Raw genomic sequence first — 15,942 nt, 5'->3', positions numbered from 1 at the left:
TCCTCAACAAATATTTAATAAAGAAAGTAAACTTAATAGTCTATTCACACTCCATTAATACTAATATCCTAATCTTGCAAAAATTTTTACAATGAAAAAAATATTCCTTTTTCTTGCGCTGGCAACGGGATTGGCGAAAGCTCAAAACAATTCCGACCATGTCGTTTTAATAAGTATTGATGGTTTAAGACCTGAGTTTTATCTGAATCCTGAATGGTCTATGGTAAACCTCAGACAAATGATGAAAAAAGGAGCTTATGCCAATGGCGTTCGTGGTTCATTTCCAACCGTTACTTATCCATCGCACACTACCATCGTAAGCGGAGTTTTGCCTGCAAAGCATGGTATTTATTATAATACTCCGGTTCAGCCTTTGGGAATTACGGGAGAATGGTTTTGGTTTTATAAGGATATTAAAGTTCCAACGATTTTCAGTATTGCTAAAGAAGCCGGACTTACTACTGCTGGAGTAAGCTGGCCTGTAACCGTAGGAGCACCAATCACTTACAACTTACCAGAATATGTTTATCTTCCAAAAAATAAAGGTGAGAAAAAGGATGAAGTAAAGGCAATGAGTTTAGAATCAACACCTAAAGAGCTTTTTCAGGAAGTTCAGGATTATGCAGTGGGGAAATTCGGGGAATATGGAGCAAGTTTAGACCATGCAGTAACTGATCAAAATAAAGCAAGGATGGCCGCTTATATTTTAAAGAGATACAAGCCTGCATTTTTAGCGCTTCATATTGCAGCTGTCGATCACTTTGAGCATGAAGAAGGAAGAGATGGCGATAAAGTTCGTTCCGCAGTTGTTGGTGCGGATGTAGCCATCAAAACACTTATCGATGCCGCAACAGCAGCAGGAATTGATGAAAATACAACGTTTATCATCACAGGAGATCACGGATTTGTGGATATCCACTCTCAGTTTAATCCCAATGTTATGCTCGCAAAAGCAGGATTGTACGATAATGATAAAAAAGAAGACTGGAAAGCTTACTTTCAGGCAAGTGGAGGTTCTGCATTTTTACATTTGAAAAATCCTAATGATAAAGCTACGTTAACTAAAGTAAACGAACTTCTCAACAATTTACCTGATGGATACAAAAAACTTTTCCATGTTTTGAATAAGCAACAAATCGCAGATGCTCAAGGAGATCCGACTGCATCATTAGCATTAGCAGCTTATCAAGGAGTGAGTTTTGGAGCAACCGCTACAGGAGAATTATTAAAAGCGGCAGACGGAGGAACTCACGGTTATTTACCAACAGATTTTAAAGAAATTCAAACAGGATTTGTTGCTTTTGGTAAAAATATAAAGCAAGGAACGGTTTTACCTCTAATGGGACAGGAAGATATTGCTCCATTAATTGCACAATTATTACATCTTACAATGAAAACAGACGGAGTTCTATATCCGGGACTATTGAAAAAGTAAAATTTTAAACTAAAAACTGTTTAAACAGTTGGTAATCGCAAAGACGCAATTTTTTAATATAATACACGTTTTTAAGGCGCAAGAAAATCAGAGATTTTCAGTAAACATCATATTCAATTAATTCAGTAATAAATTTGCTTTATTAAATTTTATCGAAGACAAAATCCTTGCGCCTTAGAAGAATATATTTAATCTTAATTTGCGCCTTTGCGATTGACCGACTAACTAGATTTATCAAGTTCTCTTAGTATTAAGTCTAAAATAATTTAAAAAAACTAAAGGCTACCTCTTGTTGAAGCAGCCTTTTTGATTTTATATCTAACAAGTTTATAAATACTCTTTTGGAATAGCAATATTATTTTTCTTCATATATTCTACAAGATCGTGATATTTATCTTCAAAATCATTCGTTCCGCATTTGTGAGAAATACTACAGATGTCGGAAGGTTTTATATCTAAAATTCCTGAAATTTTGTTTAAAATATCAAGATTGATCTTCACTTTAGAATTTTCAATATCGGAATAAGCTTTCTGTGAAATCCCCATTTCAAAAGCCATATATTCTTGGGTAAAGTCTTTACTCCTTCGAATCTTTCTGATGTTTTGTCCACATATCTTCATCCTTTTTGTTTTAGTAGTTTTCGGTATATTTTAGAAGTTTATCTAATAGCCTCTAACAAAGTTAATAAATACCTTTGGCAAAACATTATACACGTTACATGATATTTATTTCATCCTAAAATTTGGTTTAAAAATTTACCCAATAAAACCATTTTAAAAGAAAAATTTATCACTTCGGTACACACAATTGGAATTATGGAGACGCAAAGATTTAATTATGACAATAATATTGTCAGAGCATTCTTGTATGCTACTATTGTATTTGGTTTGGTCGGATTTTTACTCGGTCTTACGGCTGCTTTAATGCTTTTCTACCCAGAATTACCTGAATTTTTATTTGGAACAGATGATACTACGATTAAAAGTTTAGCATCCGGAAATATTCAAGGGTTGATTAATACTCAGGGTGCAATGGGATTTGGAAGAATCAGAATGCTTCATACAAGTGCCGTGATCTTTGCATTTGTCTGTAATTCATTCTTTTGCGGAGCTTACTATAGTATGCAGAGACTATTAAAAACAAGAATGTACAGCGATACATTATCCTGGTTGCATTTCTGGTCTTGGCAAATAATGATCGTCAGCGTTGTGATCACTTTCTTAATGGGAATTAATACCTCTAAAGAATACGCAGAACACGAATGGCCGATCGATATTTTAATCGCATTCTCATGGATCATCTTCGGAATCAATATGTTTGGAACAATTGCAAAAAGAAGAGTAAGACATTTGTATGTTGCCATTTGGTTTTACATCGCAACTTGGATTGCTGTGGCAATGCTTCATATATTTAATAATCTTGAAGTTCCGTTATCATTCACAAGCTGGAAATCATATTCTGTCTATGCAGGAGTAAAAGATGCTTTGGTTCAATGGTGGTATGGTCACAATGCGGTTGCATTCGTATTAACGACTCCGGTTTTAGGTTTGATGTATTATTTTATGCCTAAAGCTGCTGACAGACCTGTCTTTTCATATAAACTTTCCATTATTCACTTTTGGTCTTTGATTTTCGTTTATCTGTGGGCAGGTCCGCACCACCTTCAATATACCGCTTTACCAGCTTGGGCTCAGGCTGTGGGAACAGGTTTCTCCATCATGCTGATCGCTCCATCTTGGGGAGGAATGCTGAACGGACTTTTAACCTTAAGAGGTGCGTGGGATAAAGTAAGAGAAAATCCTATTCTTAAATTCTTTGTCGTAGCCGTTACCTGTTATGGGATGGCAACCTTTGAAGGTCCACTTTTAGCAACAAAATCTTTAAATAAAATTGGTCATTACACAGACTGGGTTATTGGTCACGTTCACTTAGGAGCACTTGGATGGAATGGTTTCATGGCTTTCGGAGTTATCTATTATTTGATTCCTGTGATGTGGAGAACCCAACTTTGGTCTAAAAAATTAGCAAACTGGCATTTCTGGCTGGGTACTTTAGGAATTATCTTTTATGCCGTACCCATGTATATCTCAGGATTTACGCAAGGATTAATGTGGAAACAATTCAATCCGGACGGAACTTTACTCTATAAAAACTGGTTAGATACCGTAACTGCAATTATTCCTTACTTTAAAATGAGGTTTGTAGGAGGACTGCTTTATCTTTCAGGGGCAATCTTAATGGTTGTGAATGTTATTAAAACTATCAAAGCCGGATCATTCCAAAAAAATGTACCTGCAGAAGCACCTGCTTTAGCTAATATCGGAAGCAGCAGAAAAGAAGGCGAAGGCGCACACCTTTGGCTGGAAAGAACACCAAAATTATTATCCATACTAGCTTTTGTAGTGATTTCAATTGGAGGATTGATAGAGATTGTCCCTACCCTATCTCTTAAACAAAGCGTTCCTGAAATTACAGCCGTGAAACCTTATTCACCATTAGAATTAGAAGGAAGAGACTTGTACATCCGCGAAGGCTGTAACTCATGTCACTCACAAATGGTAAGACCTTTCCGTGATGAAGTGATGAGGTTTGACGGTAAAAACGGGCAATATTCAAAAGCAGGAGAATTCGTTTATGACCGACCATTTTTATGGGGATCAAAAAGAACCGGACCAGATTTACACCGGGAAGGAGAAAGAAACCCAGATTCATGGCATTTTAAACATATGTATAACCCAAGAATTACTTCCGCAGGTTCAATTATGCCACGTTTCCCTTGGTTGATTACAAATAAACTGGATCGCTCTCAAATGGTGGATAAAATGAAATTAATGAAAAACAGTTTCGATGTTCCGTACACAAAAGCTGAAATAGATTCAGCCGGAAAATGGGCAGATAATCAATCGAAAGCTATCGTTAAAAGAATTTATTCTGAAGCTACTGATGTAAGAGATCAAGTAGAAAAAGATAAAGTTGCCAAAGGCACTTCATTCGTTCCGCTTGAGCAAAGAGAAATCATAGCAATGATTGCCTATCTGCAAAGATTAGGAACCGATATTAAGACAACGGAGATCAAAACAGCAAGCATAAAGTAATCATTAAATTTTTATTACAATGAAAACGAGAACCCCAATTTCAATATATATTGCTGCAACAATTGGTTTAACGATCATGGCATTCGAAATGTTTGCACAGGATTCAGGATATTTTTCTTCACCTTTTTTCTGGGCATTGATATTGATTACGACTATTTTACTTCTCATTATGAATTCTGTTGGAGATTTGGTTGAAAATGAAAGATTCAGCAGGTTATCAGAAGATGAGAGAAAAGAATATTTAAACGAAAAGAATATACCTTATTATCAAAAACTTTGGAATTCAGCCTTTAAAAAACAATCTGCAACCGAGGAAAAAGATATTCTGATCGATCATGGCTTCGATGGAATCACAGAACTTGATAATTCTTTACCCAAATGGTGGATCGGTTTATTTTGGTTCGGATGTATTTTCTGCGCAGTCTATTTATTTGCTTTTGCTTTTACAGATTACGCCCATCCTGAAGCTGAATTAAACAAAGAAACCAAAACCATGTTGGCATCAATCACAGAATATGAAAAAACGGCTCCACAGATCAGTCTGGAAACCGCAAAATACAGCGCAGACAACATTGCAGAAGGTGAACAATTATTTAAAACAAATTGCGTTACCTGCCACGGAGATGGCGCAAAAGGAGGAATCGGCCCGAATCTTACCGATACGCACTGGATCAACATTAAAGAAAAAAGTTTATTTAAAAATGTATTCTGGATGCTTGAAAATGGATCTCCAAATAATCCAACCATGAGACCTTTTATCAAAGAAGGAACCATCACAGGAAGAGATGCCGAAAAAATTGCAGCGTATGTTTATCATATCAATCAGGAAACAACGCCTATTACCGAAGCTCAGGGAGGTGCCGCACCGCAGGGAGAAGAAGTAAAATGGGAAAATAACAACGAATAAAATTTATACCTAAATATCAACCATGCCCTCTTTTAAACACTAACATTTGATTTCATTTTTGCATCACACCTTTTCAACGAAAAAAAAATGATTAGAAAGAGGGCTTTTAAAAATATTAACCTAAATCCATGTCTTGGCTGTTCTTATCAACTAATTCACTTGACTAGCTAAACTAAATTCCATAATAGTCGGCCAAGGCAGGATTTTTGTACTTGCAAAGTGCTAATACAACAAAGAAAATTAATATTCAATGAAAAATGATTTATTATCTTTGTTACAAACCACTTACATTTGAAACTTAAATTTAATAAAAGAAAGATCCTAAAGCGTATTGCAATAACCCTTATTTCAATATTGGTTTTCCTCACTTTGCTTATATTCAGCTTAAGGCTTCCGGCGGTTCAAAACTTCATCAAAGACAAATTGGTTGTCTATCTTGAGAAAAAAATCAAAACAAAAGTAAGCTTAGAAAAGGTTTATATAGGGTTTCCAAACAGTCTTGTTATGGAAAATTTGTATTTAAAAGGCCAAAATATTGATACGCTTCTTGCCGTAAAAAAACTGGATGTAGGTTTAAATATGCTTAAACTAATCAATTCCACCGCAGATATTACGTCTGTTGATCTGGAAGGCGTTCGCGCGAATGTGGTAAGAAAACCGGACGGAAAATTCAATTTCGATTATATTATGGATGCTTTTGCGACGACTGATAAAGAAGAAAGTCCGTCAAAACCATTCATTATCTCTCTTGATAAAATTAATTTAAAAGATATTGGCGTTACTTTCAACGATCAACAATCGAATAATGATATTAAATTATATTTCAAATCTTTCGACACCAGAGTTAAAACTTTTGATTTAACTAAAAACACATACGCCGTTAATGACATTAATCTTGACGGATTAAAATTAAAACTTAAACAAGATCTTGTAAAGGAGGTTTCCAAAAAAGTAGAGAAAAAAGTGGATTCTCTCAACAACCAAAAACCTATGCAGATTGGGTTAAGAGGAATTAAACTAACCAATTTCGACATTGATTACGGAGACGACAATACCAAAACATTTGCAAAGGTTTTATTTAAAGAATTAAGTACGAAAGTCAACAAACTTGATCTTGAAAATAATGCTTATAATGTTGGAAATGTATTTCTTTCGGGAGCAGACATCAACGCCAACTTATATCTTCCGGCACAAAATGCCAATCCAAAAAACACGAAAGAACCTGAACCATCAACCAATTCCGACAAAGAAAAAGCAATGAAACTGCTTTTAGGAAAATTGGTTTTAAATGACGTAAAAGTAGCTTACAACAACACCGCGATTGCTCCTACAAAACAGGGAATGGATTTCAACCACATGAATTTTTCTAAAATGAATATTGAGGTTCGAAGCTTTAAAATGGAGAATAATACTTTCGCGGGAACTGTAAATTCAGCGGAAATTCAGGAAGCGAGAGGTTTGGATATTCAAAAATTCAACACCGATTTTGTGTATGGTGAAAAAGAAGCTTACTTGAAAGATCTTTATTTACAGACTCCGAAAACGCTTATCAGAGATGAGGTTATTTTAAATTATAATTCGATCGAACAGTTAAGTTCAAACCCAGGAACCGTAAAAATTTCAGCGAATATCAAAGATTCTAAAATTGGTTTTTCTGATATTTTAAATTTGGTTCCGACGTTAAGAAATACCGTTCCATTCAACAAATATCCAAACGCCATATTGAATGTAAACGCCAATGTAAAAGGAATTGTGAATGATTTACTGATTCAGGATCTGAAAGTTTCAGGATTGGATCAATTACGAGTTGCGGCATCAGGAAGAATTAAAAATGCGATGAATCCTGACAATCTGTATTACGATCTGAGAATTGCAGAATTGTCTTCATCGGCAAAAACGATCTATAATTTAGTTCCTAAAAATACGATTCCGGCCAATATTTCTCTGCCATCAAATTTCAGCATAAAAGGAACCGCAAAAGGCACAACGAAAGTCGTAGATACCAATCTTAATCTGTATTCAACCCTTGGTAACGCTGCGATTATTGCTCAAGTAGATATGCGCAGAAAAAACCATGAGTTGTATAATGTGAAAGCCAATCTTCAAGGTTTACAGGTCGGAAAATTTATTCAAAATAAAGATATTGGACCTATCACGGCTCAAATTTCGGCAAAAGGAGAAAGTTTTGATTTTAAAAATGCAAACGCTGACTTAAAAGGTCATGTTGCATCGGCAGTTTATAAAGGTTATCGTTATCAAAATATGGATCTCACAGGCAAGATCAACCGTGGCGTTTATAATATTGTTTTAAACTCTAAAGACCCGAATGCTAATTTAAAATTAATAGCTTCCGGAGTTTATAATGAAAAAAATCCTACCGTAAAAGTAAACGGAGACATCATTAAATTAGACTTAAACAAGCTTGGTTTCTATGATAAACAAATGATCATCGGAGGAAAAATTGACGGTGATTTCACCAATCTTGATCCTGATAATCTTAACGGATATTTAAATCTTCAAAATTTTGCTTTTTCTGATACGAAAGAAGTGTATCCGATTCAGGAAGTTAATTTAAAGGCTTCTTCAACCAATGATTCAACCAAAATTATTTTCAACTCGCAAATTGCGGATGTTGAACTTGCAGGAAAATATAAATTAACGCAGATCTTCGGATCTTTAGCCAATACAATTAATCAATACTATCAATTCCAAAAGCCCGGTAAGGCTCAGAAAATTGATGCAGGGCAACATTTTACTTTTAATGCAAAAATTAAAAACGATGATCTGATCAGAAAATTTGTTCCGGATCTGAAAAGTTTTGAAACGATCAATTTAGTTGGAAATTATGACGCAGATTCTCAGAAAATTGAAATCGACGGACAAATTCCACAATTGCTGTACGGTGAAAATTCTATTGAAAATGCTTCATTAAAAGTCACGAATGAAAATCAGGCTTTACAGTATAATCTTGGCGTAGCAGCATTGAAAAGCTCAAGTTTAGCTTTAAATAAAGTGAATATTAATGGAGATGTTGCCAATAATATTATCAATTATAACATCACTACCAAAGACGAAAAAGATGTGACTCAATTCCTGATTGCAGGAAACGCAAAATCACTGAACGACATTACAGAAATATCTTTAAATCCAAATGGTTTAAAATTAAATTACAGCGATTGGACAGTTGGTGAAGGAAATAAAATCCAGATCAGCAGCAAAGGAATCTTGGCTGATAATTTCAGACTTTCTAATGGAGGAAGCGAGATTTTACTTCAATCCGAAACTCAATCTCCAAACAATCCTCTAAATATTTCGTTGAAAGATTTCAAAATTGAAACCATCACCGAGATTATTAAAAAAGATACTGTTTTAGCAAAAGGAACCATCAACGGAACTGCTCAGCTTCGAGATTTAACGAAAAATATGACATTTAATTCTGATCTTACGGTTTCAGATTTATTCGTTTATGGAAATCCGGTTGGAAATCTTGCTGTGAAAGTCAACAATACTTCACCTAATCTTTTAAATGCTGATATTGCCCTTTCCGGAAATGATAATGATGTGAAAATCTTGGGAGATTACAACACTTCTTCAAGCACATTTGACCTGAATATGGCGATTAACAAGCTTCAAATGAAATCTGCACAAGGATTCTCTATGAATGCGATTACCAATACGGAAGGTTATCTTTCAGGAAATCTGAAAATTACAGGAAGTGCCGACAAACCTAATATTTTAGGAAAAGTAAAATTCAATGATGTTGGTTTGGAGATCGCAAAAACAGGAAGTGATTTCAGAAAACTGAATGACGAGATTGATTTTACAAGCAGAGGAATTGAATTTGATAAATTTAAAATTAACGATAAAGACGGAAATGCTCTTGTTATCAATGGCGCAGTTCTTACTCAAAATTATAAAGATTACGCTTTTAATCTTGATCTTAATGCTAAAAAATTCAAAGTAGTTAACTCAGAAAAATCTAATGACGCCATGATGTATGGAATTTTGGCGATTGATGCAGCATTGCACATTAGAGGAAACTTAGACCTACCAAAAGTTGACGGAACATTAGCCGTTTCTGATAATACAGATTTCTCTTTCGTTCTTCCGCAAACCAGCCCTTCATTACAGGAAAGAGATGGGATTGTAGAGTTTATTGATCAGGATCAGGTGGTATTAAACAAAACCATTAAAGCAGATTCTCTGAAAGCTCAAAACCGCATCAAAGGAATGGATGTAAGTGTGAATATCGAAGTAAGCAAAGAAGCCAAAATGTCGATTATCATTGATAAAGCCAATGGTGATTTTGTAAAACTACAGGGAGAAGCGGAACTAACTGGAGGAGTTGATCCATCAGGAAAAATGACGCTTGTCGGAGTCTATCAAGTAGAAAAGGGATCTTATGAACTTTCTGTAAGTGTTCTGAAACGTAAATTTGACATCCAAAAAGGAAGTACAATCACTTGGACTGGTGAGCCTACCACAGCAATGATGGATATTACAGCCGTCTATAAAACTCAGGCTCCTCCTATTGACCTTGTTGAGCAGCAGCTGGCCGGAGATGATGCTTCTAAATTGAATCAGTATAAACAAAGAATCTCTTTCAATACATTGTTAAAAATGAAAGGTGAATTATTGAAACCTGAAATCAGTTTTGATATCACAACGGATGATAAAAATAATGCAGTTTCATCGGACGTAACAGAAACTGTAACTACAAAACTTGCCCAACTCAGAACGCAGGAATCTGAAATGAATAAACAGGTTTTTGCTTTACTTTTATTAGGTCGCTTCATAGGTGAAAACCCATTTGAATCCAGCGCAGGAATGTCCGCTGAAGGAATGGCGAGACAAAGTGTAAGTAAGCTTCTTTCTCAACAATTGAACAATCTGGCATCAGGTTTAATCAAAGGAGTTGATATTGATCTAGGTCTTGATTCTTCTGAGGATTACTCAAGCGGACAAAAAAATACAAGAACAGATCTTAATGTGGGTGTTAGTAAAAGATTATTAAATGACCGTCTAAAGGTTTCGGTGGGAAGTAATTTCGCACTGGAAGGTCAAGCCCGCGAAAATGAAAACACCACCAATATTGCAGGAAATGTAACTGTAGATTACAGCCTTTCAAAAGACGGAAGATATATGCTTAGAGCGTATCGTAAAGATGAATATCAGGTGACACTTCAGGGGCAGATCATAGAAACAGGAGTTGGTTTCGTTATCACTTTAGACTATGATAAATTCCGTGAGATCTTTCAAAAAAACAAAAAAGACAGACGTAAAAAAGAAAATAAGAATAACCAAGTGGTAGAATTTAAATAATGAAAAGTAAATTGAATATATATTATAAATATTTGCTCGCTTCCGGATTTGCTGCGGTTACTCTTTCGTGTAGTAATACAAAGTTTCTGAAGGAAGGACAAATGCTTTATACCGGAGGAGAAGTAAAAATCGAAAATGATACAATCTCCAAAAAAGATAAAAACGAACTTCAAGCTGCTTTGGAAGAGAATTTAGTTCCAAAACCTAATTCAACGATATTAGGATTACGTCCAAAATTATATTTCTATAACATCGCCAAAGAACCAAAAAAAGATAAAGGTTTTAATTATTGGCTAAAATATAAAGTAGGTGAAAAACCTGTTTTATTAGGAGATGTTGATCGTGAATTCAACAAAGATATCATTCAGAATTATTCTGAAAACAAAGGATATTTTAATGCAAAAGCAACTTACGATACGGTTTCTAAAAACAAGAAAGCGCAGGTAATTTATACATTAAGACCGGGAGCAAGATATTTAATAAGCAATGTTAAATTTCAAAAAGATTCCTCTTTGATCAATAAAGAAATTCAGACTTTTACCAATAAAACATTTTTAAAATCAGGAAATCCATTTGATCTTGATGTTATTAAAAGTGAAAGAGATCGTATTGATAATGGCTTAAAAGAAAGAGGTTTTTATTATTTCAGTGCAGATAATATTATTGTTCAGGCAGACAGTACGGTTAGCAAAGGTCATAAAGTTGAATTGAATGTAAAACTGAAAGAAGACACTCCGGAGTTGGCAACAGAGCAATTCAGCATTAATAATGTGATTGTTTTTCCTACCTATAATATTCAGGATGTAAAAAAAGGAAAATACAGTGTTCCGATGAATCCGGATTCTCTTGCAAAGTATGCCTATGATGATATTTATGTAATTGATCCTCAGCATAAATTTAAACCAAAAATTTTTGACAGAGCATTATATTTTAAAAAAGGTGATTTGTACAATCGCTCCAATCATAATCTTTCTTTAAACCGTTTGATCAGTTTAGGAGTCTTCAAATTTGTGAAAAATGAATTTGTTGTTTCAGATTCTTTAAACCATAAATTTGATGCCTATTATTTATTGACACCAAGACAAATTCAGTCACTTAGACTGGAAGCTTTAGGAAGAACAAACTCTGCTAATTACGCAGGTAGTGAATTGAACCTTAACTGGACTCACAGAAACTTCTTTAAAGGAGCAGAGCAATTTAAAGCAGCTGTTTATGGAGCTTTTGATGTACAAATGGGAGGTCAGGAAAATGCAAAAAATATTTTCCGTGCGGGAGCGAATGTTCAACTTTCTATCCCAAGAATTGTTGCGCCGTTCCGTTTCAATTCTTCGAGTGCTTTTGTTCCGAGAACCAATATTACGTTAGGCTATGAATTACTAAACCGTACAGAATATTATAAGCTAAATAATTTTAGTGCCTCATTTGGATATGTATGGAAAGAGAATGCCAGAAAAGAACATGATTTAAAGGTAATTGACATAACACTTGTTTCGCCTGCAAACGTTACAGAATTATATAACTCCTTAGCCGCAAAAAGTGATGCTATGCGAAGAGTAGTTGCCAAACAACTTATTTTCGGACCTACTTATAGTTATACTTATACCAATACTATGCTTCCGAAAACCAATACATTCTACTATAAAGGAACGTTGGATCTTGCAGGAAATATTACAGGATTAGTAACAGGTGCCAACGCTAAAAAAGATAAACAAAAAGAAATTTTCGGAGTTCCATTCAGTCAATATGCAAAAATTGAAAATGATGTAAGGTTCTATCATAAATTTACAGAGAAGAGTTCATTTGCCAGCAGATTTATTGGTGGGATAGCTTATCCGTATGGGAATTCAGAATTTGTCCCTTTTTCTAAACAGTTTTTTACGGGAGGAAGTAACAGTATTCGTGCATTCCGTGCAAGAACTTTAGGTCCTGGAAGTTTTGATCCCCGAAAAGTTGGGCAAGAATTTATAATAGATCAATCTGGTGATATTAAATTAGAATTAAATGCTGAATATCGAGCTAATCTATACAAATTTTTAAATGTAGCTGCCTTTGTAGATGCAGGAAATGTTTGGCTAATGCATGACGATCCTTCAAGACCAGGAGCAAAATTCACCAAAGATTTTTTTAATGAAATTGCCGTAGGAGCCGGAGTTGGTCTAAGACTTGATTTCTCTATTCTAATTTTAAGATTAGATCTGGCAATGCCATTGAGAGTTCCTTATTATGAAAAAGGAGATCGATGGACAGTTGACCGAATTAATTTCGGGGACTCAAGTTGGAGAAAAGACAATCTTATATTAAATATAGCAATTGGATATCCTTTTTAAATTTTGGATTTTCAATATTGATTTTAGTTGATCTATTTAAACACAATTGTATGGTAAAAAACGCAAAATTTTTCTGGGAGGTTTTAAAAGAAACTTTCGACGAATGGAATAATTCCAACGCATCAAGAGATTCTGCGAGTCTTGCCTATTATGCTATTTTTTCTATTCCTGGTTTGTTGATTATTATTATTTGGATCGCGGGTAATTTCTTCGGTGAAGAAGCTATTCGTGGTGAAATAAGTAACCAGATCAGCGGAATTATGGGAGCTGAAGTTTCAAAAAGTGTAGAAAGTATGATTGCCGGAGCTTTGATTGATAAACAAAATATTTTCATGAAAATTGTGGGGATTGGTTCCTTGGTTTTTGGTTCTACCACTCTATTTTTCCAGCTTCAACATTCATTGAATAGTCTTTGGGACGTACAGTCTGCTCCTAAAAAAGCTTTAATTAAATTTTTATTAGACAGAGCCAATTCATTAGGAATGATTCTTATGATTGGTTTTTTATTAATGATTACCATGATTTTATCTTCATTAATAAGTGTTTTCAATAATATCATTACTAAATATTTCGGTTTCGAGACTTATTTATTAGTAGAATTAGTCAATTTTGGAGTCGGTTTCGGATTGGTAATGTTGATGTTTGCATTAATGTTCAAATTTCTTCCAGATGTACAAATCAATTGGAGACCGGTTTGGAAAGGCGCTTTTTTAACGACACTTTTATTTACATTAGGTAAATTTTTATTGAGTCTTTACTTTGGAAATTTCAAACCTACATCTGCTTTTGGAACAGCCGGAACTGTCATCTTAATTATGATGTGGATTAATTATTCCTGTATGCTCGTGTTCTTCGGAGCCGAATTTACCAAGGTTTATACCTATAAAAAAGGATATAAAATTGTTCCATCAAAACACGCAAAATGGAGCGCTGCAAAGCTTTACGAAGAAAGTCACAAAAATCAAACTCCTCAAGTCTGAATCTGATATTAAACACATAAAAAAGCCTCTTGAAAATTTCGAGAGGCTTTTATTTTTACATTCTGTTTACCGTTCCTATTCCCAGTAACCCTAATGATTTTTGTATCGTTTTTGCTGTAAGGTCTGATAAGTTCAAACGAGCTTGCTTTAAATTTTCATCTTCCAATATTAAAATCTTATTACTTTGATAGAATGAATTGTAAGATTTAACCAAATCATATAAATAATTGGCTACTAAGGCTGGGCTCAGAGATTCTGCAGCTTTTTCAACAATTCCTTTATAATTAGATAAAAGCATAATTAATTCCTTTTCTGGTTGATTGAACTCAACTACAGCAACTTCTTTATGCTGATAATTCGCTTTAGATAATAAAGATTGAATACGAGCATAAGTATATAAAATGAAAGGTCCTGTATTCCCATTAAAATCAATACTTTCTTCTGGATTGAACAGCATTTTTTTCTTAGGATCAACTTTTAGCATAAAATATTTCAATGCAGCCTGACCTATAATTTCGTATGAAACTTCTTTTTCTTCGTCCAAAAGACCTTCTAATCTTCCTTGTTCGGTTGCTTTCAATTTTGCTTCTTCATACATTCCCTGCATCAAGTCGTCTGCATCTACAACAGTTCCTTCACGGGATTTCATTTTCCCATTAGGAAGTTCCACCATTCCGTAAGATAAATGGAACAATTGATCTGCCCAAGAATATCCTAATTTTTTCAAGATCTTAAATAAAACCTGAAAATGGTAATCCTGCTCATTTCCTACAGTATAAATTAATTTCTGAATATTATTTTCTTTAAAACGCTCAACCGCCGTACCCAAATCCTGAGTCATATAAACCGAAGTTCCGTCTGAACGCAACAATAATTTTTGATCCAAGCCTTCATCCGTAAGGTCACACCAAACCGAACCATCTTCTTTTTGGTATAAAATACCTTTCTCCAAACCTTGCTGAATAAGGTCTTTTCCTAAAATATATGTATTGCTTTCATATTGAACTTGGTCGAAATCAACGCCTAATCTTTTGTAAGTTTCGCTAAAACCTTTATAAACCCAAGAATTCATTTCTTTCCAAAGATTTCTTACGGTTTCGTCTCCATTTTCCCAATCCAACAACATTTTTTGAGCTTCAACAATCAATGGAGCATCTTTTTTAGCCTGATCTTCAGTTGAACCTTGGGCAACCAATTCAGAAATTTCTTTTTTGTAGTTTTTATCGAATTCTACATAATAATTTCCTACAAATTTATCTCCTTTTGTATTGGTAGTTTCCGGAGTTTCTCCTTTTCCAAACTTCTCCCAAGCCAACATTGACTTACAGATATGAATTCCTCTATCATTGATGATTTGAGATTTAATCACGTCATATCCTGCTTCTTTAAGAATCTGCGCAACAGAAAAACCTAATAAATTATTTCTGACATGCCCTAAATGCAAAGGTTTATTGGTATTCGGAGAAGAATACTCTACCATCACCGCAGAATTTTTCTTTTCTATTTTTGAAAAACCTTCTGTTACCCATCTAAACTGATCTACAAAGAATTGATTTTTTACTTTAACATTAAGGAAACCTTTAACCACATTAAAACTTTCCAGTAATTCTGTTTGTTCTGTTAAAGCTTCGCCTAATTCAACCCCAATACTTTCGGGATTTTTTTTCAATTGCTTTACCAAAGGAAATGTTACGATCGTAAAGTCACCTTCAAATTCAGTTTTATTTTCCTGAACTTCCAGATTGATATCCTTCAACTGGTATACGTTTAAAATAATCTCCGAAAGTTTTTCTTCTAATATATCTTTAATATTCATGTATCTATTATTTTTTAAGACCGGATAGAATTAGCCTTATTTGATCTCACAATTTTGAA

At 34.3% G+C, this 15,942-nt stretch carries 8 protein-coding genes; 6 read left to right on the top strand and 2 right to left on the bottom strand.

The features are described from left to right. Positions 1-91 precede the first annotated feature (91 nt). Positions 92-1,435, top strand: coding sequence for an alkaline phosphatase family protein (locus A0O34_RS12560; RefSeq protein ID WP_066755116.1), 1,344 nt, complete (start codon positions 92-94; stop codon positions 1,433-1,435). A gap of 327 nt (positions 1,436-1,762) precedes the next feature. Here A0O34_RS12560 and A0O34_RS12555 read toward each other — a convergent pair whose 3' ends face one another. Continuing rightward, positions 1,763-2,056 (bottom strand): helix-turn-helix domain-containing protein, encoded by a 294-nt coding sequence (locus A0O34_RS12555; protein WP_066755115.1) that lies wholly within the window; start codon positions 2,054-2,056, stop codon positions 1,763-1,765. Between the two features lie 195 nt (positions 2,057-2,251). On the opposite strand from A0O34_RS12555, the gene ccoN reads away from it, so the two are divergent. The 5 genes from ccoN (at position 2,252) to A0O34_RS12530 (ending at position 14,067) form a co-directional block, all read left to right on the top strand. Beyond that, on the top strand, positions 2,252-4,531 hold the full coding sequence (gene ccoN, locus A0O34_RS12550) for a cytochrome-c oxidase, cbb3-type subunit I (RefSeq protein ID WP_066755113.1): 2,280 nt from the start codon (positions 2,252-2,254) through the stop codon (positions 4,529-4,531). 19 nt (positions 4,532-4,550) lie between these two features. Then, positions 4,551-5,438: a cbb3-type cytochrome c oxidase N-terminal domain-containing protein gene (locus tag A0O34_RS12545; protein ID WP_066755110.1), complete on the top strand. Its 888-nt coding sequence runs from the start codon at positions 4,551-4,553 to the stop codon at positions 5,436-5,438. A gap of 291 nt (positions 5,439-5,729) precedes the next feature. Then, positions 5,730-10,760, top strand: a complete 5,031-nt coding sequence (locus A0O34_RS12540) for a translocation/assembly module TamB domain-containing protein (RefSeq protein WP_066755108.1) — start codon at positions 5,730-5,732, stop codon at positions 10,758-10,760. Then, positions 10,760-13,087, top strand: coding sequence for a translocation and assembly module lipoprotein TamL (gene tamL / locus A0O34_RS12535; RefSeq protein WP_066755106.1), 2,328 nt, complete (start codon positions 10,760-10,762; stop codon positions 13,085-13,087). The genes A0O34_RS12540 and tamL overlap by 1 nt, the downstream gene beginning before the upstream one ends. Before the next feature lie 50 nt (positions 13,088-13,137). After that, positions 13,138-14,067: a YihY/virulence factor BrkB family protein gene (locus tag A0O34_RS12530; protein WP_066755104.1), complete on the top strand. Its 930-nt coding sequence runs from the start codon at positions 13,138-13,140 to the stop codon at positions 14,065-14,067. 55 nt (positions 14,068-14,122) lie between these two features. On the opposite strand, the gene argS is transcribed toward A0O34_RS12530, so the two are convergent. Continuing rightward, positions 14,123-15,883 (bottom strand): arginine--tRNA ligase, encoded by a 1,761-nt coding sequence (gene argS, locus A0O34_RS12525; RefSeq protein ID WP_066755102.1) that lies wholly within the window; start codon positions 15,881-15,883, stop codon positions 14,123-14,125. Positions 15,884-15,942 lie beyond the last annotated feature (59 nt).

The organism is Chryseobacterium glaciei, from assembly GCF_001648155.1.
Taxonomy (GTDB): Bacteria; Bacteroidota; Bacteroidia; order Flavobacteriales; family Weeksellaceae; genus Chryseobacterium; species Chryseobacterium glaciei.
Note: the sequence above shows the minus strand (reverse complement) of the source record. Positions and strands in the feature narration are given on the sequence as shown.

Excerpts from the sequence above, each read along its gene's own strand:
- argS (WP_066755102.1), bottom strand. The coding sequence starts at position 15,883 with ATGAATATTAAAGATATATTAGAAGAAAAACTTTCGGAGATTATTTTA.
- A0O34_RS12530 (WP_066755104.1), top strand. The coding sequence starts at position 13,138 with ATGGTAAAAAACGCAAAATTTTTCTGGGAGGTTTTAAAAGAAACTTTC.
- ccoN (WP_066755113.1), top strand. The coding sequence starts at position 2,252 with ATGGAGACGCAAAGATTTAATTATGACAATAATATTGTCAGAGCATTC.
- A0O34_RS12555 (WP_066755115.1), bottom strand. The coding sequence starts at position 2,056 with ATGAAGATATGTGGACAAAACATCAGAAAGATTCGAAGGAGTAAAGAC.
- tamL (WP_066755106.1), top strand. The coding sequence starts at position 10,760 with ATGAAAAGTAAATTGAATATATATTATAAATATTTGCTCGCTTCCGGA.
- A0O34_RS12560 (WP_066755116.1), top strand. The coding sequence starts at position 92 with ATGAAAAAAATATTCCTTTTTCTTGCGCTGGCAACGGGATTGGCGAAA.
- A0O34_RS12545 (WP_066755110.1), top strand. The coding sequence starts at position 4,551 with ATGAAAACGAGAACCCCAATTTCAATATATATTGCTGCAACAATTGGT.